We start from the raw sequence: 25,925 nt of genomic DNA on the forward strand, positions 1-25,925 counted from the left end.
CAACATGCCAATCCATGCAGGCCTTTTCAATTATATCCTTCTGATTCTTCTGGCTATTTCGTGGGGATCCGTCAGGGCTTGTCCCCAACTATTCATCAGGGAGTTCCGCAGTTATGGCGGGCGAGGCATCGGGCTTTTGACAGCACATAAAACAAGCAGCCCCGATGACGGGGCTGCTTGTGCTTCACGGTATCAGCCTGGCCTCTCAGAAGTTGACGCCCATGCCGAAGGTATAGGCCCAGACACCATCATCGAAGTTGTCTTCAGCACTGTTGCTGTCCTCGAACAGGAACTGGTACTCGGCCCTTGCCTGAATGAAGGTCGTGGGCAACACATAGTACTTGAGGCCGGTTTCCAGGCCGGCGATGCCGGTGTCCTTGACGCCGTCTCCATAGATGGCGCCGAGCGAAGCGCCCACGAAGGGCCGAGCCGCCCCCTGGCCGAAGTGGTAATCGGCGAAACCACGGGTGCTGCCGTTCCAGAAGTCGTCCGAGATTCCCTCACCCTCCACGTCGGCGAAGTTGACGCTCTGACGAACCCCTACCAGGGTGCTGCGGGACAGGTACCAGCCGTAGTCGACGGACACACCAAAGCTGCTGTTATCGAAGTCCTTGTTGCTGCTACCCGTACCGGAGAGCGTAAACTCCTGGTCGCCTGACTGTGGACCCATCGTGTGTTGTCCTCCCATGGAGGATTGGGCCATGGCATAGGAGGCGGGCAGAAGCGAAACGCTTATCAGCGCGACCAGCGAAGCCTTTCTTAACCTTTTCATGACAACACCTCGAATCAACGTCACCGTTCCATCACGCCATGGCGTGTTGTGGCAGACCCAGGCACTTCCCTCGCTGGTCTTTCGGAGCATTCTGCCGAAAACGGTCACTGGTGGATTTGCTGTCAATTCTTGCCTGATAGCCGGCCGCAATCAGCGAGCCTTCCGGCCAGTCCCCAGTATAGAAGGTGGCGTCGGTTTCGTCCGAGAACTTGGAATCGTCTGTCTCACCAGCACCTTAGCCGCACAGCTGAGCTGGGGCAGGACGTTGTGAGACCTCCGGCAACGGCTGGCCCCTTATCGACGCTATCGTGTCGTCGCCACTGACCATGGGGCGGCCCCGCCGCGACGATCCCGGCGCCAGCGCTCAACGATGCAGCCAGCAGGCCGAGCGGTGGTCGCGGCGCGGTGTGAAGTCGGGGGGATCCTCGACGTCGCACAGCCCGGCCATGAAGTGCGGGCAGCGCGGGTGGAAGCGGCAGGCCGCCGGCGGATGCAGCAGGCTCGGGGGCTCGCCGGCGGGCACCTCGCGCAGCCGGGTGGCGTTGGCGGCGTCGGGGTCGGCGATGGCGGCGATCAGCGCCTGGGTGTAGGGGTGCTGGGGGTGATCGAGCAGGTCGTCCACCGGCGCGCTCTCCACCACGCGCCCGGCGTACATCACGAAGATCCGCTCGGCGTAATGGCGCACCGTGGAGAGGTCGTGGGTGATGAAGGCCAGGGTCAGCCCGCGCTCGCGCTGGATGTGCCGCAGCAGCTCAAGGATCTCCACCCGCACCGAGGCGTCGAGCATCGAGACCGGCTCGTCGGCGATCAGCAGCCGCGGGGCGAGGATCAGCGCCCGGGCGATCACCACCCGCTGCTGCTGGCCGCCGCTCAGCATGTGCGGGAACTGGCCGAGGAAGGCCTCGGCCGGCGACAGGCGAACCTCCTCCAGGGCCGCGCGGATGCGCCGCTCGCGCTCGGCGCGGTCGCGCACCCCGTGCACGATCAGCGGCTCGGCGAGGATGCGCCGCACGTCCAGGAAGGGCGGCAGCGCCCCGTAGGGATCCTGCTGCACGTAGCCCACTTCCGCCCGGTAGGCCTTGAGCGCGCGCCCCTGGAGCTCGCCCAGCGAGCGGCCGGCGAAGCGCACCTCGCCGCGGGTGGGGCGATGTAGCCCGAGCAGGGTGCGCGCCAGCGAGCTCTTGCCGCAGCCGCTCTCGCCGACGAAGGCCACCGCCTCGCCACCCGCCAGCGCGAAATCGACGCCGTCCACGGCGCGCACCGCGCCCACGCGCAGGAAGCCCCACTGGCGCAGCTCGAACCAGGTGTGCAGGTCGCGGGCGGCGATCAGCGGCGCCTTGGCATCCTCGGGCTGAAGGTCGGCGGGCGAACTCATGCACCACCTCCGGCCGGGACGTCGTCGGCGTGCAGCCAGCAGCGCGCCCGGTGGCGTTCGCCGAGCGAAAAGGCGGGAGGGTCCTGGGCACAGCGCGCGAAGCGGTACGGGCAGCGTTCGGCATAGCGACAGCCGTCGGGCGGGGCGACCAGGCTCGGCGGCTCGCCGGGGATCGCCTCCGGGCGGGCCCGCTGGCGCAGGCGCGGCACGCTGGCCATCAGCATCTGCGAATAGGGGTGCGCCGGTGCGGTGAAGAAGCGCGCGGCATCGGCCACCTCGACCAGCTGGCCGGCATACATCAGCGCTACCCGGTCCCCCAGCTCGCTGGAGGTGGCCACGTCGTGGGTGATCAGGATGAAGCTGGTGCCCAGCTCGCGCTTGACCTGCTTCAGGGCGTTCATGATGCTCGCCTGGGTGAGCACGTCGAGCGCCGAGGTGGGTTCGTCGAGGATCACCAGCGCCGGCTCGGCGACCAGCGCCATGGCCAGCACGGCGCGCTGGCGCATGCCGCCGGAGAGCTCGAAGGGGTAGCGGGCCAGGAAGTCCGTGGATACCCCCACCAGCTCGAACACCTCCGCGGCCCGGGACAGGGCCTTCCCCCGGGGCCAACCACGCAGCACCCGCAACGGCTCGGCGACCTGCTCGCCGACCCGCACCACGGGGTTGAGGGCGTTCATCGAGGCCTGCATGACCAGCGCCATGCGCGACCACTGCACCTCGCGGCGGAAGCGCTCGTCGGGCAGCGCCGTGACGTCGATGCCGTCCAGGGTGACGCGCCCCGCCGTGTGGCCGACGTTGCGTGGCAGCAGGCGCATCAGCGCCTTGGCCAGCGAGCTCTTGCCGCAGCCGGATTCGCCGAGCACCACCAGCGCCTCCTGGCGGTGCAGGTCGAAGCTTACGCCGTCGACGGCATGCACCGCCCCCTGCCGCGTCTGGTAGTGCAGCTCCAGCGCCTCCACGCGCAGCAGCGTCCGGTCGCGCATCACAGGCTCCTCAGCCGCGGGTTGAAGACACGGTCCAGCGCGAAGCCGAGCATGGCGAAGCCCAGCCCGGTCAGCATCAGCAGCACCGCCGGCGACACCACCCAGTAGTAGTAGCCGTTGTAGAGCGCGCTCTGCGACTGGGCATCGTTGAGCACCTTGCCCCAGGTGGGCAGCAGGGGGTCGCCCAGGCCCAGCACCGCCAGCGATGCCTCCAGGAACACGAAGGTGGGGATCAGGGTGACGAAGGTGGGGATCAACACCGGCAGGATGCGCGGGATCAGGTAGCGCAGCACGATGCGCGAATTGCTCGCCCCGTAGGCCTGGGCGGCCTCGATGTAGGGCGCCTCGCGGATCGGCAGCAGCATCGCCCGGTACATCTTGATGCCGGCGCTGAAGATGCCCAGCACCACCACCACGCCGAGCATCAGCCAGATGCTGGTCGAGTAGAGGGTGCCGACCATCACCAGGATGGGCAGGATCGGCAGGATCATGTTGATCTCGGTGAGCCGCTGGATGGTGGCGTCGACCCAGCCGCGATACCACACTCCCACGGCGGCGATCACCAGGGTGGTGACGGTGGTGCCCACGGCCGCCAGCAGGCCGAAGGCGAGCGCCACCGGGGTGCCCCACATCAGCGCCAGGCTGAGGTCGCGGCGCTGGTGGTCGGTGCCGGCGATGCCGTGCACCCGGCCGTAGAGCACCAGCTCGGCGTCGAAGGCCGCCGCCTCGTCGAAGACCAGTACGTCCAGCCGCAGCGTATAGCGCCCGGGCAGCACCCTCGGCTCGGCGTCGGGCGCCGCCGCGCCTCCCGGCTCGGCCAGCAGCCCGATGTGGGGCACCAGCCCGCCCAGCCGACGCTCCAGCGCCCGGTCCTGGGACAGCGAGATGCGCTCCCGCGGGCCGATGCGATACCCGCCCAGCGCCAGCTCGCGGCCGTCGGGCGTGAGCCACGTCAGCCGCGCGAAGGGCGGCTGCGCATGGCCCGGGGCGCGCAGGAAGAGGTTCAGTTCGCTGGGAAAGCCGCCGGCCTCGAAGTCGAAGGCGAGCGGGATACGCAGGCGGCGCCCGCCCGCGAAGGCGCGCTCCTCGACCGTCGCCGTCTCACTCTCGATGACCAGGGTGCGCGGCGCATCCCCACCGGTGAGGCGGTCGAGCCACACGGGGGCCGCATTGACGGGATTGCGCTGCCAGGCCTCGCTGCCGCGCCACTTGGCCAGCGCCTCGCCGTAGGGGATGGCGATCGGCGTGGCGAGCGCCAGCGCCACCAGCGCGGCGATGATCGCGAGCCCCAGCAGCGCGGAGGGGTAGCGGCGCAGTTCCCGCCAGCCCTCCCGCCATCTCTCTCGCCGGCGTGCGCCCGTCATTGTGGTCCTCCCCCCAGGCGCACGCGCGGGTCGAGCAGCGCGTAGAGGAGGTCGAGCAGGAACACCGTGGCGGCCAGCAGGTAGGCGAAGATCACCACGCCACCGATGATCACCGGGGTGTCGCGGAAGCCGATGGCCCGGAAGAGCAGCGAGCCCAGCCCCGGCCAGTTGAACACCTGCTCGAGGATGATGGCGCCGCTCCACAGCCCGATCAGCATCAGCAGGAAGCTGGTAACGATCGGCGACAGGGTCGGGCGCAGGATGTAGCGCCGCTCGATGAGCTGCGACGGCAAGCCCTTAGCGCGGGCCATCTCCACGTAGTCCTCGCTGGCGTGGATCAGGAAGAAGGTGCGCCAGGAGTAGATGGAGATGAAGATCTGCGACAGGAACATGGCCGTCACCGGCAGCAGCATGTGGCGCACCACGCTGGCGCCGTAGGCCCAGCCGTCTTCCGGTGGCGGCACGGCCACCATGCCGCCGGCGGGCAGCAGGGGCGCCACGAAGGCGAAGACGAGGATCAGGAAGATGCCGTAGAACCAGCCCGGTGCCGCCGAGGTCGGGGCCAGGGCGACCACGCTGCGGTCCAGCGCGCTGCCGTAGCGCCGCGACAGGAACAGGGCCACGAAGACCGAGACGAAGAAGACCAGCAGGTTGGCGGTGCCGAACAGCAGCAGGGTCGCCGGCAGGCGCTCGACGATGATGTCGTAGACGTCGCGCGACCCCCGGTCGCTGTGCATCTGCTCGGCACGCCCCAGGTCGAGGCGCAGCGCCTGCTGCAGGTAGTCGACGCTGCGCACCAGGAAGGGCTCGTCGAGGCGCAGCCGCTCCACCTCCAGCGCCACCTGCCGCTCGATTAGGGCGTTGCGCTCCTCGGCGGGCATGTCCTGGAAGGCGGGGTCGGCCCGCACGGCCTCGGCGGCCTCGCTGCGGATCTGCACGCGGCGCAGGTCGTCCACCTGGCCCCCCATGTTGGCGATGATGATGGTCAGATAGACCCCGACCAGCACGGTGACGAACAGCGCCAGCAGCCGCTTGACCGTGTAGAGCAGCAGCCGGCGCAGGTCGCGCCACCTGCCGCGGCGGGAGGAGGGCGGGGGGACGGTCGCCGCCTGGCGGGCTCTCATGGCGATACCTCCATGCCGCCGGGCGGCACCGTGGCGAAAACGTGCGAGGCGAAGGCCGGCAGGGCCACGCGGTGGCTGGTCACGGCGACCTCCAAGCGGTTGGCGCCGACGCCCAGGGTGGCGAGCGCCGCCGGCGACGGGGCGATCCGCCAGTGCCCGGCGTCACGTGGCTCGGCCTCGCCGCGCTCGACCAGGGTCCCGCGGCCGTCGAAGAGCAGGAACTGCACCCGGTCGATCGCCTCCGGCGGATAGGGCTCGCCCTCGAGGGTCACCGCCAGCCGGAACGTCGCCGCGTCGCCCTCGTCCGCCGTGCCGAGCGCCGTGACCAGGGGGCCGTCGAGGTCGAGCTCCGGAATCGCGGGACGGGCGAAGCCCAGCCACTTGTCGGACGGGTCGGGGAAATCGCGGAAGCGCTCGAGCACCAGGCTGCCCGCCACGGGGTGGACCGAATCGAGCAGGAAGGGGCCGTTGCCGATCCAGAAATGCCCGCGCTGCGCATGCCAGTCGGCGAGCGCCCGATAGCGGGCGGCGATCTCGTCCTCCTTGAGCAGCTCGTCGAGCACGCCGGGGAAGGGCGATGCAGTGCGCTGCCGGGCCCACTCGAGGTGGCGCGCGAGGATCGGCACGCTGGGCCCGGCCACCAGGCTCGTCCAGTCCACCCGCCGTCGGTCCGCCTTGTGGGAGGAGAACGCCAGCTCCCCCTGGCGCTCGGCGAAGATCCCCAGGGCCAGGGCGTGCCACGGCTGCGGCGTGGGGGCACGGGTGGCCACCAGGGTCTCGGCATCGGGGAAGCTCTGGTCGCTGTAGACCTCGATGACCAGCGGATCGCGGGAGACGATGTGCCAGCCGCGGAAGTGGCGCCGGAAGACCTCGAAGGTGGGCAGGTAGGCCGGGTCGAAGAGCCGGCTCGCCTCGTCAGCCCGGGCGAAGGCCAGGATCCACGGCAGCACGAAGTCGGCCAGCGACAGCGGCGAGCCGTCGTGCCAGCGCTGCGCGAACAGGTCCTCGTCGTAGCGCACCCGGACCCGGGTGCGGGCGGTGACGGGCGCGTCGTGCGCCTCGCCGACGCTGACGAAGCGCCCCGCCTCGCCGTCCCAGTCGATCCAGGCCGCTTCCGGCACGACGATCTCCTCCGCCGTCGAGACGCTCAACCAGTCGAGGGTGCGCCCGATCGTCACGTCTTCCTGCACGGTCACCGCGGCACGCTCGATGCGCTGGGGACGGTAGAGCCCGGTGAAGGGGTCGGGCAGCGCCACGGGGTCCTGGGTCGCGCGCATGATCATCTGGTCGAAGATCCAGTTGCTGCCCGCCACCGGGTTCCACGGCTCGGTCAGCAGCCCCGGCGTGCCGAACACCATGCGTCCGCCCACCCGGTCGGCATAGCGCAGGGTGTAGGGCCAGAGCGCCGAGCCGGCGAGCCCCCCGGCGAGGTCGACGGCCACCTCCACATTGGCGGCCCGCGCCGAGGCGTTGAGCTGGTCGACCAGCCAGATCCGCGCCGAGTCCTGCATGGCCAGTTCCAGCGCCCGCGCCATCATCGCCTGGCGCTGCTCCCAGTCGCGGTAGTCGCGGCGCTGCAGGCGGTCGGCGAGCTCGTCGAACTCCGGGGCCGGCGCGTAGGCCTGCCACAGGGGTTCGGAACGCCCGCGGGGGGTGTAGTAGAAGCTGAAGACCTCTGCCTGATCGCGCTGGATGACGATGCTGATCCAGCCGCCGGTGTAGAGGTGCCAGCGCCCGGCCCTGGGGTCCGTGGCGATCCAGATGCGCGAGGCCTCCTCGGCGGTGCGATAGCGGCGCTCGACGACGAAGCCCAGCTCCTGCAGCAGGTTGGCGGCGTAGTCGCCGACCTGGCGGCGTTGGTCCTCGGTGCGGATCAGCACGATCAGGCGCACCGGCTCGCCCGCGTAGTGCCACAGGCCCTCGCGGAGACGCGCGCCGAGCGCGGCCATCTCGCGGTGGATCGCTTCGCGGGCGGCGTCGGGGTCATGGGCGTAGCGCAGTTCCAGCTCGCGGGCCGTGGCGGCCAGGCGCGCATAGTCGGGAAAGGCGGTGGAGAGCGGCAGGTAGCGCGGCTCGGCCAGGCCCCCGTAGAGTTCCTGGGCGATGTAGTCGCGGTCCACCAGGCGGTTGAGCGCCTCGCGAATGGCCGGCACATGGAAGGGATTGAGGGTGCCGTCGGCCAGCTCCGGCCCGGCCGGGTTCAGGGTCAGCTCGCTGGAGGTGCCGTAGGAGAGGTCGTAGCCGGAGGCGAGCGAATCGCGCAGCCGGCGGAAGATGCCGGGGTTGGAGATGCCCTGGGTGAAGACCTGATGGGTGCCCGCCTCGATCAGGCCAGTGACCCGGCCCGCCTCGTCCTCGCGGGTGAAGACGACCTGATCCACCAGCGCCCCGCGGCGGGAGCGGAGATCCGCCTCCGCGCTGTCCTGGCCCATGGCCGGCGCGGTCGACGGTGCCGGTTGACGCAGTGCCACCGCGACCACGCCCGCCAGGATCAGTGTCGCGCCAAGAAGCAACAGACGTCTCATCGGCGCTCCGTCGGCCATTACCTCGGGTGCTTGCTCTCCCTACACCCTAGGCGAGTTCGGCCATCCGGGACAGGCAACCGGGCGACAGGCAACCGGGGACAGGCCCCAATATTCGGAGCGGCCAACGACGCCTTATCTCAGCGCCCCAGCTGCGCCAGGGTCTCGGCCAGCGCCGGGGTCAGCCGCGCCATGCGGGCGTAGTCGAGCTTGTCCCAGGTGTCGCCCGGGCCGTGGTAGTGCGGATTGCGGAAATCGGCGGTGTCGGTGAGCATCATCGCCGGCCAGCCCATCTCCCAGAACGCCCAGTGGTCGGAGCGGAAGATATCGCGCAGCAATTCCGGGGCGGCCAGCCCTTCCGAGGGCATCTCGGCATGCCGACGAAAGACGCCCGTCACCCGACGCACCAGGCGTCGTGAACGCAGGTTGCCGACGAAGGCCACGAAGTTGCCGCGGTCGGGATAGACGAGGTCGAGCAGGGGCGGATATGCCTGGCTGCCGGGGGCGTCGCTATAGTGGCCGAGCATCTCCAGCGAGAGCATGCCGACGATGGCATCGCCCCGCGCCCGGGCCTCGCGGGCGTAGGTCAGGCTGCCCATGGCGTCGCTGCCGAAGTGCGGCGCCTCCTCGTTGACGAAGGCGACCAGGCGAATCTCCCGCTCGCGCTCGGCCCCCTGCAGGAGCCGCGCCAGCTCCAGCAGCACGGCCACCCCGGAGGCGTTGTCGTCGGCCCCGGACGTCCCGCGCACGGTGTCGTAGTGGGCACCGACCACCAGCATCTCGTCCGTTGCCCCGCTGCCCGGCAAGCGCACCTCGAGATTGTGGAACACCTGGCCGCCGCTGGGCACCGGCAAGCGCCGCGGCTCGAGGCCGGCGTCGCGAAAGGCCTGCTCGATGTAGTCGGCGGCCGCCCGCAGCGCCTCGGGGCGCCAGACATGACGCTCGCCGATCTCTTCCGCCAGCGCGCGCACGTGCGTGCGCAACCGCCCGCGCAGCGCCTCGCCCTGGGCATCCAGGGGCGGCGGAGTGCCCCGGTAGCTGCTGCCCGGCATGTGGAACATCTGCCAGTAGCCGCCTGCCAGCACCGCCGGCAGCAACGCCGCCATGACCAGCCACCACACTCGTATCCCGCGTCCCTTGGTCACCATTCACGGAAGGCGCCTCTCCGACTCGCCCGAGTGTCGCGAGCGACACCCCTGTCGAAACACCTCGATCGGATGAGTCGAATGGCCCGCTATATTCACGAATCAGGCTCTTGAGCAGTATGGTTCAGGTAGGTACGGCCCGCAGTAGTCACCCATCTCAGGGGAGCAAGACGATGAATCCTTACCTTCTCGCGCTAGGTGCGCTGATCGTGCTGATGGCGCCTGGCGCTCATGCGGAGCGGATCGTCACTGCCCGCTATGCCGAGCCGGTCGAGCAATACGGGCACTTCGCCCTGGGGCGGCCGCACGAATACGCGCGTCTGGTCGCCACGACCGACACCGGGCGAGACGCGGTGCTGGAGCTACCCAGCGATGAGGTGTTCGAGGACCTTGTGCCGCGTATCGTGCAGTTGACAGAGCAGTCGCCGCCGGTCTTGCTGGTGATTATCAGTGCCCGTGACAGCGGGTCGCGACTGGCGCTCGTCGGCCTCGGCCACCGCCAGCTCGAGATGCTGGCCCAGTCGGCTCCCATCGGTCGGGCGAACCGTTGGCTTAACCCGGTCGGCGTCGCCGACCTGAGCGGCGATGGGGAAGCGGAGATCGCCGCGGTGACGACCCCCCACATCGGCGGCGTGCTGAGGGTCTACCGGCGTCGCGGTGAGCGCTTGGTGGAGATCGCCTCGCTCAGTGGATTCTCGAATCATGTCTATGGCGCCCCGGAGTTGGGGCTCTCCAAGCTCGCGCGGATCGATGGGCGGGTGCAGCTCCTGGTACCCGACGAGCGACGGACGCAGGTGCGGGCCATCAGGCTGGGCGAGGCAGGGCTGGTCGAAACCGACTGCTGTCATCTCAGCGAGCCGATCACCGAGCCGGAAGCCCTGCATGACTGCGAGCGCTATCTGAACTAGGCGACTCGCCACTGCCGGATGCTCGGGAGAGGGAATGCCTGTGGCCACAATGACGATATTGCGACTGCTGATGCTGCTGGGCTTGCCCCTGGCCGGGCCGGCCATGGTCGAGATGACGTCCCCCACCAGCGTGGCCAACCACGTTCCCGGCGCGCCGGAGCAGGGTAGGCCGTGCAACTGGCAGATGGTGGACGTCTGGGCCTACCGTTGACGCAGGTGATGGGGATTCTCGGCAAGTCGACGTGCGCCGCTGCTACTGTGCCATCTGCCGCAAGACGGCGGGCGTGGCGGTTGTGTTATCAACCTGAGCGGGCGCGCCGAGACGCTCCGAGTCGATGCGTGGGAAAACGGCAAGTGCTTCGCCGGCTACCCTGAGGAGAGTATCGCCGAGTGGCACCGACGACGGGAACTGGAGGAGCGGGAGGAGTAACGCCGGTGGCTGCCCGGTCCCGAGGCGGGATGCCGGTGGCGGCCACTCTTCTTCTGGCTTTGGCCAACGGGCGCTTTGCCTCCGCCGTTACACCTGCGCTTGTCCAAAGGCCGCTGAAGATGGCCGGGTAACGCAGCAACAAAGAAATGAAGGGACTACCTTACGGATGGCAGAGGCCACCGCGGCGTGCAGGGTAGGGGCGGTAGCGTGCCCGGCGTTTCTGACTTTTCTTTATCCCAGAGGACTGCGCACGCCGGCAAAGCCCTTGCCCAGCACATGCGTATAGCTCTGGGTGGTTTCCACGCCCTTATGTCCGAGTAACTCCTGTACCGTGCGGATATCCGTGCCCTGGGCTCAGCAACTGGGTGGCGAAGCGGCTCGCATGGGGTAGCGTCACCGGCACGCCGCCATGAACGAGCCAGTAGTCAAGTTGGCGCTGGGCCGAGGGAATCTGCTGCTGCAAGCTAAATGGCCGGGAGCAAGGTATGCGATCCTTATCACCTTTGCCGGCTCCCACCGTAATAATCTGGCGCTCAAAGTCGATATCTCGTATGCGCAGACGGCAGGTTTCAAGGAGCCGCAGCCCCGAGCCATACAAGTAGATAACATTGCCGAACGAGCCGGCGCGTTCATTCAATATCAGAGCGTTCCGTATAATACCTGTTAGGCGCAAAATATTGTTCATCTTTTTTATAGGGCTTGACAATGAATGGCCATCATATACAAAGAAGTTTCTCTTCTTCCCAGGGCAAGATTGCTTATGGAAGTGAAGGGAATGGCCCCGATGTGGTGTTGGTGCACGGAACACCATTTAACTCAACTATTTGGCGTGCATTAATTTTGCAGTTGAGGCAGAGTTTTCGGGTGCACTGGTTGGATTTGCCAGGCTATGGCCACTCTGATAAATTTGACGGGCAGGATGTGAGACTAAGAAGTTTCGCAAAAGTCTTGGCAGAGTGGTTAGATCACAAAGAATTAAGAAACTGTCATTTGGTAGGACATGATTTTGGAGCTGCTGCTGTTCTCGGCGCCGTCTGTGTTGAGAGGTACCAAGCATTAAGCTTGAGTGTTATTGATGGTGTTGTATTGAACCCATGGGGTACTGAATATTCTCTGTTAGTCAAACAAAACCAATCAGTTTTCAATGCCATTCCCAAATATATTCATGAAGCAACTTTGCGGGCGCATATTGCGACAGCATCTCACCATCTTTTACCTGAATCAATGGTGCAAAATTTGGTTGAGCCATGGATTCAAGAGGGCGGACAGCAAGCTTACTATCGACAAGTTGGGCAATATGATCACGACTACACCGCTAAACTAGAAGAGCTGTATCCAAAACTACAGACCCCAAGTCGTGTATTTTGGGGAAAAGAAGACTGTTGGGTTAAATTGGATGTTGGAAAAAGGCTCGCCTCATTAATTCCATCTGCGGCTTTGAGAGTTTTACCAGATGCTGGTCATTTATCTATGCTAGATAGTCCTGGATTACTAGCCAAGGAGCTGAAGCAATGGCTAAGTGCCTAATGCATTTCTCGTCTAACCAAGTGTTAGGCAATCTTTATTTGGGGTTAAGTGTATGCCAAGAAAAATCTCGGTTAATTATAAAATGGATGGCGTGTTGGTTTTTGTTCAAGAGTTCTTGAAACATCCTCTTCAGATTGGATCAATTATTCCAAGCTCTCGTTACCTGGAGCGGCGAATCGTTGCGGCTTCTGGAATTGCTTCAGCCAATATTGTAGTGGAGTTAGGCGCAGGAACAGGCGGTGTTACGCGTGCAATCCTACGTGCGATGCCTCAGCAGGCCAAACTTCTTAGTATGGAGATTAACCCGCATTTTCACACTCTGTTAAAAAACATTGAAGACGATCGATTAATAGCGCACTTGGGCAGTGCAGATGATCTAAAGGAAGTTGTTTCTTTATATGACCTGGATGCCCCGAATGTAGTAATTTCTGGTATTCCATTTTCTACCATGAGTCGTAGCGCAGGATCCCAGATTCTTGAGGCGGTTTCATCTCTTCTTGTTCCTGACGGACGCTTTGTGGCATATCAAGTGAGTAATCGAGTCGCTGCTTTGTGCCAGCCTTTTCTAGGGTCAGGGAAGACTACGACAGAGTTTCTTAATATTCCACCAATGCGTATTTTTCAGTGGGATAAAGGTGCCTAACAAGGCGCTCAAACTGGGACCGAAAAACCACTGCGCGGTTTTTTGCGGCCCCTTAGCTTGATCGTTGGCGCGCCGGTGATCGGACATCGCCGACGGTTCCCGAGAATAATCGACTCGCCGCGCTCGCTTACCGCCACTAATCATGAGCATGAACGGTACGTCCTTCCCCTCAGGTGAGCCTACGATGCCAGCGATCGGGATGCCTCGCCATTCGGTCGCTTTCGGGCTGTTATCGATCGTCCTCCCTTGCCTGCTCGCTACCCCCTTGAGCTTCGCCGATGATCTGGAATGGCAGAGCCTCAGCCTGCGTGCCCGAGTCTCGGAGAAGACCTTGCTGGGGGATGAAGCGCCGGAGGAGTTCGAGGAGTACGACCTGTCGGCCAACGTCGCGCTGCCCTGGGAGCACTACACCACGTCGGGCTGGGGGATGGGCACCCGCCTGATGGCGAGTGCCGGGATCTTGCGGGGAGCGGGGAAAAATGCGCTCGTCGTGTCGGTCATCCCGGAGTTGACGCTGGGGAGCCAAGATGGGCGCTTTGTCCTGGATCTGGGCGCAGGAGGCGCCCTGTTCAGTCGACATCGCTTCGGGGAGCAGGACTTCGGTGGGCCGTTCCAGTTTGCCCTGACCCTGGGCGTCGGCATTCCGCTCTACCGGAATCTCGGGCTGGGCTATCGGTTTCTTCACTATTCCGATGCCGGTGTGAATGGGCCTGATACGACTGGGGCGGACTTTCACATGATCGAGTTCCGCTACCGATATTGAGCATCGTCGGCATGGTGTGTGGCGGCGCCTCCCACGCAGGCGGCAGGCACCCGCTCACTGGCCTGCGCCGCCATGACCATGCCGTTCCCTCGCCAACCTCAGGGCCTCGGGACCCGAGCGGGGGATTGCCCCGGTGCGCTCGGATTGGCGATTTTTTGACCACTCGCCCAAGACGAAGCCCCCCAAAAGCTGGATAATGGCGGGTTGCGCTTACGCCCCCTGAATCTACACCCGGTGCTTTGTCCATGGAAATCAAGGTCAACTATCTCGACAACCTCCGCCTGGAGGCCAAGTTCGACGACTTCACGGTCATCTCCGACCAGCCCATCCGCTACAAGGGCGACGGCTCGGCACCGGGGCCCTTCGACTATTTCCTGGCCTCCTCGGCGATGTGCGCGGCCTACTTCGTCAAGGTCTACTGCAACGCCCGGGACATCCCCACCGAGAACATCCGGTTGTCGCAGAACAACATCGTCGACCCGGAGAACCGCTACCAGCAGATCTTCAAGATCCAGGTGGAGCTGCCCGAGGACATCTCCGACAAGGATCGCCAGGGCATCCTGCGCTCCATCGACCGCTGCACGGTCAAGAAGGTGGTGCAGACCGGTCCCGAGTTCCAGATCGAGGTGGTCGAGAACATCGACGAGGATGCCCAGGCGCTGCTGATGGGCAAGGCCACGGGCGAGGCGAACCCGGGCGAGGGCACCTGGATCGAGGGCAAGGACCTGCCGCTGGAGCAGACCATCGCCAACCTCTCGGGGCTGCTCGCCGATCTCGGCATGAAGATCGAGATCGCCTCCTGGCGCAACATCGTGCCCCACGTCTGGTCGCTGCACGTTCGCGATGCCGCCTCGCCGATGTGCTTCACCAACGGCAAGGGCGCCACCAAGGAGAGCGCGCTCTGCTCGGCGCTGGGGGAGTTCATCGAGCGGTTGAGCTGCAACTTCTTCTACAACGACCAGTTCTTCGGCGAGCAGATCGCGGGCAGCCAGTTCGTCCATTACCCCGATGAGGAGTGGTTCCAGCCGGGGCCCGACGACGCGCTGCCGGCCGGCATCCTGGACGACCACTGCCGGGCCATCTACGACCCGGAGGGTGAGCTTCGCGGCTCGAACCTGATCGACACCAACTCCGGCCGGGCGGAGCGCGGCATCGTCTCACTGCCGTTTGTGCGCCAGTCCGACGGCGAGACCATCTACTTCCCCTCGAACCTGATCGAGAACCTCTACCTCAGCAACGGCATGAGCGCCGGCAATACGCTCCCCGAGGCCCAGGTGCAGTGCCTCTCCGAGATCTTCGAGCGCGCGGTGAAGAAGCAGATCATCGAGGAGGAGATCATCCTGCCGGACGTGCCCATGGCGGTGCTTGCGCGCTACCCCGATATCCTCGAGGGCGTCGAGGCGCTGGAGGCCCAAGGCTTCCCGGTGCTGGTCAAGGACGCCTCGCTGGGCGGTCAGTTCCCGGTGATGTGCGTGGCGTTGATGAACCCCAAGACCGGCGGCGTCTTCGCCTCCTTCGGCGCCCACCCCAGCTTCCACGTGGCGCTGGAGCGCAGCCTCACCGAGCTGATGCAGGGGCGCAGCTTCGAGGGCTTGAACGACTTCCTGCCGCCGACCTTCAACTCCCTGGCGGTGGCCGAGCCGAACAACTTCGTCGAGCATTTCATCGACTCCTCCGGGGTGGTCTCCTGGCGCTTCTTCAGTTCCCGGGCCGACGTCGAGTTCGTCGAGTGGGACTTCTCCGGCAGCAACGCCGAGGAGGCCGCCGGCCTGTTCGGCATCCTCGAGGAGCTGGGTCTGGAGGCCTATCAGGCCGTCCACGAGGACCTGGGCGCGCCGGTGTGCCGCATCCTGGTACCGGGCTACTCCGAGGTCTACCCGGTGGAGGACCTGGTCTGGGACAACACCAACAAGGCGCTGCTGTTCCGCGAGGACATCCTCAACCTCCACACCCTCGACGACGAGCGGCTCGCCGCGCTGCTGGAGCGCCTGGAGGAGAGCCAGATCGATGACCACGAGGACATCATCACCCTGATCGGCATCGAGTTCGACGAGAACACCGTGTGGGGCCAGCTGACCATCCTCGAGCTCAAGTTGCTGATCAACCTGGCGCTCGGCCGGCAAGAGGAGGCGCTGGAGCGGGTCGAGATGTTCCAGCAGTTCAACGACAACACCGTCGAGCGCGGGCTCTTCTACCAGGCCATGCACGCGGTGCTGGAGATCACCCTCGACGACGAGCTCGAACTCGACGACTACCGCCACAACCTCACGCGCATGTTCGGTGAGGCGACCATGGCCGCCGTGGTCGGCTCGGTGGACGGCAACGTGCGCTTCCACGGCCTGACCCCGACCAACATGGCGCTGGAGGGCCTCGAGAAGCACCAGCGCCTGATCGAGAGCTACCAGAAGCTGCACGCCGCGCGGGCCGCGCGGGCCGCCCGTGCCGCCGCGCCGCGAGCCATCAACGCCTGACCGCGTTGCGATGCCTGATAACGCCCCGTGCCGATGATCCGGTGCGGGGCGTTTTCGTTGGCGATACGGTCGGGTAGGGGGCCAGGGGAAGGTTCGACGCCTCGAGCGGGGCCGGATGACGGACTCCCCCCTCACAAGATCCTACGCGAGATCCTTCAGTGGATGGGCCAGCAGCTCCGCGACCACGCCCGGCATGAACTCCCGGGGCAGGGTGATGGCATAGAAGTTCTCGAAGACGTTGGGCAGCCGCTCGAAGGAGGTCAGCCGCCCCTGGCGCAGCTCGTCCTTCACCACCACCTCCGGCAGCACGCTCAGCGCCCCGCTGTCGCGGGCCAGCAGGCGCAGCATGGCCATGTCATCGGCCTCGGCGAGGACCTCCGGCCGATACTGGTGCCGGCTGCAGTGGCCGTCGAAGGCGCGGCGCAGCTCATGGTGCTCGCCGGGCAGCACCCAGCGCAGCCCCTCGTAGCCCTGGGGGAAGGGCGCGTCGGGGTTGGCGTCGGGCGGGCCGATGATGGAGAGCGGCTGACGGGCCAGCAGCTGGCTCTGCCAGGCGGCCTGGGGCGAGCCCGAGGGCGGCAGCTGGGTATTGGCCAGCACCAGGTCGAACTCGTGGCGGGCCAGGCCGTCGAGCAGGTCGGCCATGCCCCGAGCATAGAGGCTGAAGCGTACCCTCGGCCCCTCGCCCTGCAGCAGCGGGGCGATGAAGCCCTCGATGAAGTTGCGCGACATGCTGGCGAGGGTGCCGATGCGGATGTGCTGGTACTCGGGCTCGATGCCGCGGTTGATCAGCGACTCCAGCTCCTCTCCCTTGGTGAAGATCACCTCGGCGTAGTTGAACACCTGTTGGCCCGCCTCGGTCAGCACCAGGGTGCGATTGCGCCGCTCGAACAGCGGCTTGCCCATCCGCTCCTCCAGCTTGCGGATCTGCGACGAGAGGGCGCTCTGGGACAGGTGCAGCGACTCCGCGACCCTCGTCAGCTTGCCCTCGGCGGCCACGCACCAGAAGTAGTAGAGGTGGTGATAGTTCAGTCGGCTCATACCGTTCTCTTTTATAGAACAATAGATAAATTTATATATATTTTAATTAAAGCATAGGGCGCTCGATACTGCTCGCACTTGAACGAGCGGAGTCATCTCATGCAGTGGATCGAGTTGTTGTCCCCTTGGCTGCTGGCCCTGGTGCCCATTGCGCTGGCGCTGGGGGCCGCCTTGAGTACTCGCCAGCCGCGCGAGCGCGCCTGGCGCACGGCCCAGGCCACGACGCTTTGCGGCCTGGGCGTCTCGGCGCTGCTGCTGGGGCTGGGTGCGGCGCAGCTGCTGCCCACCGTGAGCGGGGGCTGGCAGACCGCGCCGCTGCAGTTGATCATGCTGCTGCTCGCCAACTTCATCGCCTTCGTGGTGGTGCGCTACAGCGCCACCTACCTGCAGGGCGAGCCCCGCCAGCGGCGCTTCATCGCGCTCGTCCAGGCCGTCTTCGCGGCGGTCAGCGTGGCGGTGCTGAGCGATCACCTGGTGCTCTTCCTGCTCGCCTGGTTCGCCATCAGCCTGGCGATGCACCAGCTGCTGATGTTTTATCCTGACCGGCCCCGCGCCGCTCTGGCGGCACACAAGAAGTTCCTCTTCGCTCGCGCCGCCGAGCTCTGTGCCCTGACGGCCTTCGTGCTGCTCTATCTGCACCACGACACCGCGCGGATCAGCGTCATTATCGGCGCCTATGGTGACAGTCAGGCCTCGTCCGAGGGCACGCTGACCCTCGGCGAACAGGCGGCGGCCTGCCTGCTCGCCCTGGCGGCGCTGATCAAGTGCGCTCAGCTGCCGCTGCACGGCTGGCTGATCCAGGTGGTCGAGGCGCCCACGCCGGTCTCGGCGGCGCTGCACGGCGGCGTCATCAACCTCGGCGGCTACCTGCTGCTGCTGTTCTCGCCGCTGCTGCTGCAGTCCGCGCCCGCCCAGGCGCTGCTGCTCGTCGTCGCCGGCATCGGCAGCGTGCTGGCGGCACTGGTCATGATGACCCGTGTCAGCATCAAGGTGCGCCTGGCCTGGTCGACCAGCGCGCAGATGGGCCTGATGCTGGTCGAGATCGCCCTGGGGCTGGTGGAGTTGGCGCTGCTGCACCTGCTCGCCCACTCCTGCTACAAGGCCTACGCCTTCCTGAGCTCGGGCGAGGCGGTCGAGCAGGACCTGCTGCGCCGCCGGGCCCCGGGTCGCAGCCCCACGCCGGGCCAGTGGCTCTCGGCGGGCCTCGCCAGCGCCGTGCTGGTGGCGGGCGCGGTGGCGCTCGCGCGCAGCCTCACCGACGCCCCGGCCTTCGCGGCGAACAGCCCCTGGGTGCTGCTCACGCTGGCGCTGACTGTGCTGCTGGCCGAGCGTGGCAGCGAGCGCACTGCGGGCGGCCTCGGCGCTTTTGCCGGCCTGGCCGCGCTGGTGGTGCTCGCCTATGTCGGCCTCAAGACGCTGTTCGCCGCCTTCCTTCCGGCGACCGGGCACACGGTCTCGCCCTGGGCGGACCTCTGGGTCAGCGCGCTGTTCCTGCTGCTCTTCGCGGGCTACTGGCTGAAGCGCCATGGCCTGCACCACCGCGGCTCGCAGACGCTCAATCGCTACTGCTACGCCGGTTTCTACCTGGATGAGTGGGTCACCCGTACCACCCTGAAGCTCTGGCCCCACGAGCTGCCCGGCCGCATCAAGGCCAAGCAGCTGCACACCGCCTTTCGCGGGAGTTCCCTATGACGAGTCTCGACAACACCCAGGTCGCACGGATGGACGATGCGAGCGATGTCGCGCCCCTGACCGAGGCCCAGGAAGCGGCGCTGGACCGGGCCTGCGCGCGCATCGCCCCGAGCTGGCCGCTGGATCGGCTGATCGCGGTGAGCCCCTACTGGACCCAGCGCGGGGAGGACGCCGCCACGGTCTCGGCGCGGCTCTCGGCGCTCGGCAACATCCACTGCCTGATGCCACCGAGCCACTACCTGGGTGCCTGGCAGCGCGGCGAGATCACAGATGAGCATCTCGCCGAGGCGGCCGAGCGGCTCGACTATCCGGGCGGCTACAAGAACCTGCTGGTCGTCGTCGACGAGCTCGCCCGGCTGCCCCACTGGCACAACATCAGCGACCTGATCGATGCCCGCCGCGACCGCCAGCACAAGATGGCCTGGCGGGACGAGATCACCCAGCAGATCAGCCAGTTCTGCGCCGCCTACTTCCAGGAGGACGGGCCGCTCAACGCCGAGCGTCTGAACGCCCCCCGCGGCAAGCGGCTCTTCCAGCACTGGCGGGACATCACCCTCAAGGATCGTGGCATCGCCATCCTGATGGGCGAGCCGCGGCTGCGCCGCTACTTCAAGACCCTGCCGGACACCGAGGCCGGCCTCTTCCAGGCCGCCATCGCCGAGCTGGATGTGGAGGCCGGCCGGCTCGAGCACTACGCCCAGGCGCTGCTGCTCGACATCAACGGCTGGGCCGCCTGGGTCGCCTACCAGGATTGGCAGCGGGCGCTGGCCGCGCCTGACGGTGAGAGTGAGCACGAGCGGCTGGCGTCGGACATGCGCAGCCTGCTGGCGATGCGCCTGGCCTGGGAGCTGGTGCTGTGGCGCTACATCCGGGCGGAGCAGCCCGACCAGGCCGAGCGCCTGACGCGGCTGTGGCACGCCGAGCTGGTGGAGCTGCCGGAGCGCGTCGAGCGCCATCAGCGCGCCCAGCAGCCCCTGTGGGTGTGGCAGCTCGCCAGCGAGCTCGCCTACCAGGCGTCGCTGCACCGCGCCTTGGGCGAGGCGGCGCGCGCGCCGGCATCGGCGCCCACCGCGCCGCAGCTGCAGGCGGTGTTCTGCATCGACGTGCGCTCCGAGCCGCTGCGCCGGGCGCTGGAACGGCAGAGCCCGGCCATCCAGACCCTGGGCTTCGCCGGCTTCTTCGGCCTGCCCCTGGAACACCAGCAGGGCGGCACCGCGCTGGCCCAGCCCCACCTGCCGGGCCTGCTGGCGCCCAAGGTGACGCTCAGGAGCGGGGCGGGCGAGGGCGCGGCGCGCTCGGCGAAGCGGCTGAACTGGCAGGCGCGCCTGCAGGAGTGGAGCCGCACGGCGAGTGCCAGCTTCACTGCCGTGGAGGCGGGCGGCCTGCTCTATGCCGGCAAGCTGCTGCGCCGTTCGCTCGACGCCAAGGCCAGGCGCGAGCCGCTCGCCATGGACGAGCTCAGCTGGCACTGGCGCGACAGCGGCGAGGCGCTGAGCCTGGCCGACAAGGCGGCGCTCGCCCAGACCGTGCTGGGCGCCATGGGCCTCACCGAGGGTCTCGCGCCCCGGGTGCTGCTGGTGGGCCACGGCAGCCACAGCAGCAACAACCCGCATGCCGCGGGGCTCGAGTGCGGCGCCTGCGGCGGGCAGTCGGGCGAGGTCTCGGTGCGCGCCCTGGCGCGGCTGCTCAACGATCCCGCGCTGCGCGAGGCGCTGGCCGAGGCCGGCCTCGTCATCCCGGAAACGACCCGCTTCGTGCCCGCGCTGCACCACACCATCACCGACCGCATCGAGCTGCCGGAGGGCGTGGAGGATGCCTTCTCGCTGAGCGAAGAGCAGCGCTCCTGGCTCGAACAGGCCGGCGCCCAGGCCCGGCGCGAGCGCGCCCCGCGGCTCGGCCTGTCGGGCGACGCGGTCGAGCTCGAGAAGATCCTCGATCGCCGCGGCGCCGACTGGTCGCAGACCCGCCCGGAGTGGGGCCTGGCCAACAACGCCAGCTTCATCGCCGCGCCGCGACGCGTCACCGCCCCCCTCGATCTCGCCGGGCGCAGCTTCCTGCACGACTACGACTGGCGCACCGACGCCGATTTCTCGCGGCTGGAGCTGATCATGACCGCGCCCATGGTCGTCGCCCACTGGATCAACATGCAGTACAACGCCTCCGTCACCGACAACCGCAAGTTCGGCAGCGGCAACAAGGTGCTGCACAACGTGGTCGGCGGGCATATCGGGGTGTTCGAGGGCAACGGCGGCGACCTGCGCATCGGCCTGCCGATGCAGTCGCTGCACGACGGCGAGCGCTGGCGGCACGAGCCCCTGCGCCTGAGCGTCTACCTCGCGGCGCCCACGGCGGCGATCAAGGCCATCATCGCGCGTCACGAGATCCTGCAGTCGCTGGTAGGCAACGACTGGCTGCACCTCTTCGCCCTCGACGACGACACCGGCGAGATCCTTGCCTACCGCGGCGAGTGGCGAGGTACGTGGGAGCACTGCTTGCAGCGCGATTCGGCGCAAAGCGGCGGCGGGTAGAACCGATGAAGCAGCGCTCAAGAAGCGCCTAGCTTTCCTCCATCAGGGTGCTGTGACACCATCGCCGCTTTCGCCGTTCGGAGTCGTTGTGTCGTGATCGTTCGTGATCGCCCCGGTGCGCTCGGGCTGATGCTGGCCTGGAAAGGCTCGGTGTTGCCCCATATCTTCCCTCACATCCTGCTGGCCGGTCTGTTCGCCACGGCCGTCACCTGGGTCTCTCGCCATCACTACCTGGATGGCATCGTCGAATACACGCTGCTACCGTTCACCCTCATGGGGATCGCACTGTCGATCCTCTTGAGTGTGCGCAACACGGCGACCTACAACCGCTGGTGGGAGGCGCGCCAGCAGTGGGGGCGCATGGTCTATGAGATGCGCAGCCTGGCGCGGGCCGGCGGGATCTACCTGGGCCCCGAGCGGCGCCGTGAGCTGATGATGCGCGCGCTGGCCCATGCCCACCTGCTGCGCGGGCAGCTGCGCGAGGAGGAGGTGCGCGCGGACCTGCCGGCTTCGCTCTCCGCGGCCCTGGTCGACCTGGCGCTGGGCACCCGCAACCCCGCGGCGTTCATGCTGCAGCAGGCCGGCGAGGTGGTGGCCGAGGCCCGGCGGGCCGGGGAGATCGACTCGGTGGCCGCGGCGGCGCTCGACCGGCACCTGCACGGCATGGCCGGCATCCAGTCCGCCTCGGAGCGGATCGCCCAGACGCCGCTGCCATTCGCCTACACGCTCTTGGCGCATCGCACCGCCTACGTCTATTGCTACCTGCTACCGTTCGGGCTGGTGCCGGGCGCGGGCTGGTTCACCCCGGTGTTTACCGCCATCGTGGCCTACACCTTCTTCGGGCTAGATCGCCTCTCGGAACAGCTGGAATTTCCCTTCGGCCGCCAGACCAACGACCTGCCGCTGGACGCCATCTGCCGGGTGCACGAGATCAGCGTGGCCGAGGCGCTGGGCGACCCGGCACCCGAGCCGCTGCGGCCGGTGGAGTTCGAGCTGCAGTAGCAGGCGCTTGTCTCTTGCCGCGGAGATGTTCGTCCTAATGCAAAGCCCCGAGTCGGTTGTCCCGCTCGGGGGCTGGTCCATAAAAGGAGTATTCACCGAAGCGGCCCTGATCGCGTTCTGTCAGGAGAACATCAGCCGCTTCAAGGCGCCCAAGAAGGTGATCTTCGGGCCATTGCCGACCACCTCGACCGGCAAGATCCAGAAGTTCCTGTTGCGCCAGCAGCTCGAGGCCCCGCTGACCGCCTGAGCCGCCGGCAAGGTGGGGCCGAGGCGGCCGTGAGATAGCGGCCTGTCTTTTACCCCCTTAGCGATTATAGTGGCCGCCGAGCGCGGCACTGGATCGCGCACTGCCCCACCGCCATCGTTGCGAGTATTGGCCATGTCACGACGCCCACCGCTGATTGCCCTCTCCTACTTCGAGGTCGCCGCGCGAACCCGGAGTTTCGCCGCGGCCGCCAAGGAGCTCAACGTCACGCCGGCGGCGATCAGCCATCAGGTCAAGGCGCTGGAGGAGTATCTCGGCGTCGACCTGTTCGTGCGCCATCACCGGCGGGTCAGCCTGACCCCCGCCGCGCGCATGGCCCTGCCGGAGCTGCAGGAGGGGTTCGAGACCCTGGGGCGGGCGGTGGACAAGATCCGCGCCTACGGCGAGGAGCGCCTGATCGTCACCGTGTGCGCCGAGCCGCTGTTCGCCACCAAATGGATCGTGCCGCGCCTGCATCGCTTCTACGCCCGCTGCCCGGAGGCCGAAGTGCGGCTGCAGGCGAGCCTGCACACCGTGGATCGCAACCGGGAGGGTGATTTCGGGGTCGCCGAGCTCAAGCGCGCCGGCGTCGACGTCTCCGTGCGCCTCGGCTACGGCCACTACGCCGACATCGAGCCCGAGCGGCTCATGGGGCTCGAGCTCGTGCCCATCGGCACGCCGGAACTGGCCGCCAGCGTGGACGGTGTCGACACCCTGCGCGGGCTGCCGCTGCTGTGCGACAGCACCCTCAACCGCTTCGACGAGCCCTGCGGCTGGAAGGCGTGGTTCCAGCAGCAGGGAGGCGAGGCCGGAACGCTGCGCGAGCTGCGATTCGGCAACGGCCTGCTCGCGCTGGAAGCGGCCCTCGCCGGCCAGGGCATCCTGCTCGGCAGCCGGGACCTCCACCAGGCAGAATTGAGCGCCGGCAAGCTCGTCGTCGCCACCGAACGCCCGCTGAACTGCGACCAGGCGTATTACGTCGTCAGCGCCGGCGTCGGTCTGGAACGCCCCATCGCCCGGCAGTTCCGCGAATGGCTGGTGGACGAGGCCAATCTGCCCGCCTGAGGGTCGGGGCTCGACCCGGCGACCGGCCCCGGATGCTCCGCTGTTTGATGTGCAGCGGGGTCACCACGGCGATTGATTCCAGCGCTCGCCATCGTGGTCGCTGGCACCGGTGCTGCTGCACGTGTCCAGGAAACGCGACGGCTCGCTCCGGTAGCACCGGGCCCCATCAGCTGAACGCGCCGTGTTCGATCGTGCTCAGCACCGAGATCGCTTCCGTGTGAAGATCGCTGTGGATCGATATGACGCAGTGGTGATCGGCATCAACCGACGAATGTCCGTTTTGCATCCCCAGGTGCAGGCCAGGTCCTCGCTTGGCTATCCTGCACGAGTCTCGAGAACGTCGAGCTCACCCCCTGCAACCGGACGGCTGCCATGTTTCGCGCCCTCTTGCGCTATTTCGAGACCCTGGTGAACCCCTATCCCGAGGACAACCGGGGCACACCCCCCAGGGGCTTGTTCGCCTTTATCCTGCACTTTTCGCGGCCGGTGCTGCCGCTGCTGGTCGTGATGTCGCTGCTGACGGCACTGGTCTCGGCGGCGGAGGTGTTCTTCTTCCACACCATGGGCGAGCTGGTGGACTGGCTGTCCGGCGCCGAGCGTGAGCGCTTCTTCGCCGAGCATGGCTGGCGCCTGGCCGGCATGGCGGCGCTGGTGGTGATCGGCCTGCCGCTGCTGACCCTGCTGCAGTCGCTGGTGACCCAGCAGAGCATCTTCGGCAACTACCCGATGATCGGCCGCTGGCTGGCGCATCGCCACATGCTCGGCCAGAGCCTGGCCTTCTATCAGGACGAGTTTGCCGGGCGGGTGTCCCAGAAGGTGATGCAGACGGCCCTGGCGATGCGCGAGACGGTGATGAAGCTGATGGACCTGATGGTCTATGTGCTCGTCTACTTCACCGGGGCCATGCTGCTGATGGGCCGCGCCGAGCCCTGGCTGATGCTGCCGCTGGTGCTCTGGCTGGTTGGGTATATCGCCATCATGTGGGTCTTCGTGCCGCGCCTGCGGGCGGTCTCCATGGCGCAGGCCGACGCCCGGGCGGTGATGACCGGGCGTATCGTCGATAGCTACAGCAATATCCAGACCATCAAGCTGTTCGCCGATACCCGTCGCGAGCAGGCCTATGCCCGGGATGCCATGGAGGGCTTCATGGGCACCGTGTATCGGCAGATGCGCCTGGCCACCGGCCTGACCGTCAGCCTGACGGTGCTCAACTCCTTGCTGCTGGCCGGCGTGGCCGCCATGGCCATCGGCGCCTGGTACCTGGAGGCGGTGTCGCTGGGGATCATCGCCGTGGCGATCGCCCTGGTGATGCGCATCCGCTTCATGTCCGACTGGATTCTCTGGGAGGTGGCCGGGCTCTTCGAAAACATCGGCACCGTGCAGGATGGCCTCAATACCATCGCCCAGGAGCCGGCGGTCCAGGACGCCCCCGATGCCAGGGCGCTGACGGTGCCACGCGGCGAGATACGCTTCGAGGCGCTGCGCTTCGGCTATGCGCGCCCCGACGGCCAGGGCCGGCGGGTCTTCGACGGCCTCGACCTGACCATCGCCCCTGGTGAAAAAGTGGGACTGATCGGCCGCTCCGGGGCCGGCAAGTCGACCCTGGCCAACCTGCTGCTGCGCTTCTTCGATCTGGAGGGCGGGCGCATCCTGATCGACGGTCAGGAGATCACCGGTGTGACCCAGGAGTCGCTGCGCCGGCATATCGGCATGGTCACGCAGGACACCTCGTTGCTGCACCGCTCGGTGCGCGACAACATCCGCTACGGCAGCCCCCAGGCCAGCGAGGAACAGATCCAGGAGGCGTTGCGTCGCGCCCATGCCGATACCTTCATCGATGACCTGGTGGACCTGCAGGGCCGCCGCGGCCTGGATGCCCATGTGGGCGAGCGCGGGGTCAAGCTCTCCGGCGGCCAGCGCCAGCGTATCGCCATCGCCCGGGTGCTGCTCAAGAACGCGCCCATCCTGGTGCTGGACGAGGCCACTTCGGCGCTGGATTCCGAGGTGGAGGCGGCGATTCAGGAGCAGCTCTATACGCTGATGGAGGGCAAGACGGTGATCGCCATCGCCCACCGGCTTTCGACCATTGCCATGCTCGACCGCCTGGTGGTGCTCGATGAGGGGCAGATCGTCGAGAGCGGCAGCCACCGGGAGCTGCTGGCCAAGGACGGCCTCTATGCCGCCCTGTGGCGGCGCCAGTCCGGTGGCTTTATCGGCGAGGATATCGATGACGAGGCCGAATCGGTGCAGGCCGAGCCGGCGTCCGGGCGCGATGGGCCCGACTGAGGCTCGCGCCCGGGCAGGACGGCGCCGTGCATCAGTCGTG

The 25,925-nt window shown here is 67.0% G+C and carries 22 protein-coding genes; 12 read left to right on the top strand and 10 right to left on the bottom strand.

The window, feature by feature from the left end:
* Positions 1 to 205 precede the first annotated feature (205 nt).
* The 7 genes from FEI13_RS16960 to FEI13_RS16990 all read right to left on the bottom strand — a co-directional run bounded on the left by FEI13_RS16960 (position 206) and on the right by FEI13_RS16990 (position 9,288).
* Positions 206 to 670, bottom strand: coding sequence for a hypothetical protein (locus tag FEI13_RS16960; RefSeq protein WP_138182701.1), 465 nt, complete (start codon positions 668 to 670; stop codon positions 206 to 208).
* Positions 671 to 1,136: 466 nt separating this feature from the next.
* Positions 1,137 to 2,147, bottom strand: a complete 1,011-nt coding sequence (locus tag FEI13_RS16965) for an ABC transporter ATP-binding protein (RefSeq protein WP_138182702.1) — start codon at positions 2,145 to 2,147, stop codon at positions 1,137 to 1,139.
* On the bottom strand, positions 2,144 to 3,130 hold the full coding sequence (locus FEI13_RS16970) for an ABC transporter ATP-binding protein (RefSeq protein WP_138182703.1): 987 nt from the start codon (positions 3,128 to 3,130) through the stop codon (positions 2,144 to 2,146). The genes FEI13_RS16965 and FEI13_RS16970 overlap by 4 nt, the downstream gene beginning before the upstream one ends.
* Positions 3,130 to 4,494, bottom strand: a complete 1,365-nt coding sequence (locus tag FEI13_RS16975) for an ABC transporter permease (RefSeq protein WP_138182704.1) — start codon at positions 4,492 to 4,494, stop codon at positions 3,130 to 3,132. Before FEI13_RS16975 ends, FEI13_RS16970 begins: the two co-directional genes overlap by 1 nt.
* The gene (locus tag FEI13_RS16980; protein ID WP_138182705.1) at positions 4,491 to 5,618 is read right to left on the bottom strand and encodes an ABC transporter permease; all 1,128 of its coding nucleotides are present in this window, start codon (positions 5,616 to 5,618) and stop codon (positions 4,491 to 4,493) included. Before FEI13_RS16980 ends, FEI13_RS16975 begins: the two co-directional genes overlap by 4 nt.
* The gene (locus FEI13_RS16985; protein ID WP_204758410.1) at positions 5,615 to 8,143 is read right to left on the bottom strand and encodes an ABC transporter substrate-binding protein; all 2,529 of its coding nucleotides are present in this window, start codon (positions 8,141 to 8,143) and stop codon (positions 5,615 to 5,617) included. Before FEI13_RS16985 ends, FEI13_RS16980 begins: the two co-directional genes overlap by 4 nt.
* A 137-nt stretch (positions 8,144 to 8,280) precedes the next feature.
* Entirely contained in the window at positions 8,281 to 9,288 is a 1,008-nt protein-coding gene (locus FEI13_RS16990; RefSeq protein ID WP_138182707.1) for a M28 family peptidase, read from the bottom strand.
* Between the two features lie 170 nt (positions 9,289 to 9,458).
* Between FEI13_RS16990 and FEI13_RS16995 the strand changes: the two genes are divergently transcribed.
* Positions 9,459 to 10,193, top strand: coding sequence for a VCBS repeat-containing protein (locus tag FEI13_RS16995; protein ID WP_138182708.1), 735 nt, complete (start codon positions 9,459 to 9,461; stop codon positions 10,191 to 10,193).
* A 34-nt stretch (positions 10,194 to 10,227) separates the two neighbouring features.
* On the top strand, positions 10,228 to 10,404 hold the full coding sequence (locus tag FEI13_RS19125; RefSeq protein ID WP_158294563.1) for a hypothetical protein: 177 nt from the start codon (positions 10,228 to 10,230) through the stop codon (positions 10,402 to 10,404).
* Positions 10,405 to 10,854: 450 nt separating this feature from the next.
* Here FEI13_RS19125 and FEI13_RS19740 read toward each other — a convergent pair whose 3' ends face one another.
* Positions 10,855 to 10,962, bottom strand: a complete 108-nt coding sequence (locus FEI13_RS19740; protein ID WP_204758413.1) for a hypothetical protein — start codon at positions 10,960 to 10,962, stop codon at positions 10,855 to 10,857.
* Positions 10,931 to 11,434, bottom strand: coding sequence for a tyrosine-type recombinase/integrase (locus tag FEI13_RS19745; RefSeq protein ID WP_204758411.1), 504 nt, complete (start codon positions 11,432 to 11,434; stop codon positions 10,931 to 10,933). The genes FEI13_RS19740 and FEI13_RS19745 overlap by 32 nt, the downstream gene beginning before the upstream one ends.
* On the opposite strand from FEI13_RS19745, the gene FEI13_RS17010 reads away from it, so the two are divergent.
* The 4 genes from FEI13_RS17010 (at position 11,329) to FEI13_RS17025 (ending at position 16,027) form a co-directional block, all read left to right on the top strand.
* Entirely contained in the window at positions 11,329 to 12,150 is an 822-nt protein-coding gene (locus FEI13_RS17010; protein ID WP_138182709.1) for an alpha/beta fold hydrolase, read from the top strand. The genes FEI13_RS19745 and FEI13_RS17010 overlap by 106 nt on opposite strands.
* A 52-nt stretch (positions 12,151 to 12,202) precedes the next feature.
* Entirely contained in the window at positions 12,203 to 12,793 is a 591-nt protein-coding gene (locus FEI13_RS17015; protein ID WP_138182710.1) for a class I SAM-dependent methyltransferase, read from the top strand.
* A 184-nt stretch (positions 12,794 to 12,977) separates the two neighbouring features.
* Positions 12,978 to 13,556, top strand: coding sequence for an acyloxyacyl hydrolase (locus tag FEI13_RS17020; protein ID WP_158294565.1), 579 nt, complete (start codon positions 12,978 to 12,980; stop codon positions 13,554 to 13,556).
* A 245-nt stretch (positions 13,557 to 13,801) separates the two neighbouring features.
* Entirely contained in the window at positions 13,802 to 16,027 is a 2,226-nt protein-coding gene (locus tag FEI13_RS17025) for an OsmC domain/YcaO domain-containing protein (RefSeq protein WP_138182712.1), read from the top strand.
* Between the two features lie 141 nt (positions 16,028 to 16,168).
* Here the strand turns inward: FEI13_RS17025 and FEI13_RS17030 are convergent, their stop codons facing one another.
* A complete protein-coding gene (locus tag FEI13_RS17030; protein ID WP_138182713.1) occupies positions 16,169 to 17,068 on the bottom strand; it encodes a LysR family transcriptional regulator in 900 nt (299 codons plus the stop codon).
* Between the two features lie 99 nt (positions 17,069 to 17,167).
* On the opposite strand from FEI13_RS17030, the gene FEI13_RS17035 reads away from it, so the two are divergent.
* The 6 genes from FEI13_RS17035 to FEI13_RS17060 all read left to right on the top strand — a co-directional run bounded on the left by FEI13_RS17035 (position 17,168) and on the right by FEI13_RS17060 (position 25,885).
* Complete coding sequence (locus tag FEI13_RS17035; protein WP_138182714.1) at positions 17,168 to 18,760, top strand: NADH-quinone oxidoreductase subunit L; 1,593 nt, start codon at positions 17,168 to 17,170, stop codon at positions 18,758 to 18,760.
* On the top strand, positions 18,757 to 21,288 hold the full coding sequence (locus tag FEI13_RS17040; RefSeq protein WP_138182715.1) for a YbcC family protein: 2,532 nt from the start codon (positions 18,757 to 18,759) through the stop codon (positions 21,286 to 21,288). The genes FEI13_RS17035 and FEI13_RS17040 overlap by 4 nt, the downstream gene beginning before the upstream one ends.
* Positions 21,289 to 21,381: 93 nt before the next feature.
* Positions 21,382 to 22,290 carry a bestrophin family protein gene (locus FEI13_RS17045; RefSeq protein WP_138182716.1) on the top strand — a complete coding sequence of 303 codons (909 nt, stop codon included), beginning with the start codon at positions 21,382 to 21,384 and terminating at the stop codon, positions 22,288 to 22,290.
* A 37-nt stretch (positions 22,291 to 22,327) separates the two neighbouring features.
* Positions 22,328 to 22,537 carry a hypothetical protein gene (locus FEI13_RS17050; RefSeq protein ID WP_204758415.1) on the top strand — a complete coding sequence of 70 codons (210 nt, stop codon included), beginning with the start codon at positions 22,328 to 22,330 and terminating at the stop codon, positions 22,535 to 22,537.
* A 132-nt stretch (positions 22,538 to 22,669) separates the two neighbouring features.
* Entirely contained in the window at positions 22,670 to 23,599 is a 930-nt protein-coding gene (locus tag FEI13_RS17055) for a LysR family transcriptional regulator (protein ID WP_138182717.1), read from the top strand.
* A 372-nt stretch (positions 23,600 to 23,971) separates the two neighbouring features.
* On the top strand, positions 23,972 to 25,885 hold the full coding sequence (locus FEI13_RS17060; RefSeq protein WP_138182718.1) for an ABC transporter ATP-binding protein: 1,914 nt from the start codon (positions 23,972 to 23,974) through the stop codon (positions 25,883 to 25,885).
* Positions 25,886 to 25,925: the final 40 nt, after the last annotated feature.

The sequence above is a fragment of the Halomonas urmiana genome, from assembly GCF_005780185.1.
Classification (GTDB): domain Bacteria; phylum Pseudomonadota; class Gammaproteobacteria; order Pseudomonadales; family Halomonadaceae; genus Halomonas; species Halomonas urmiana.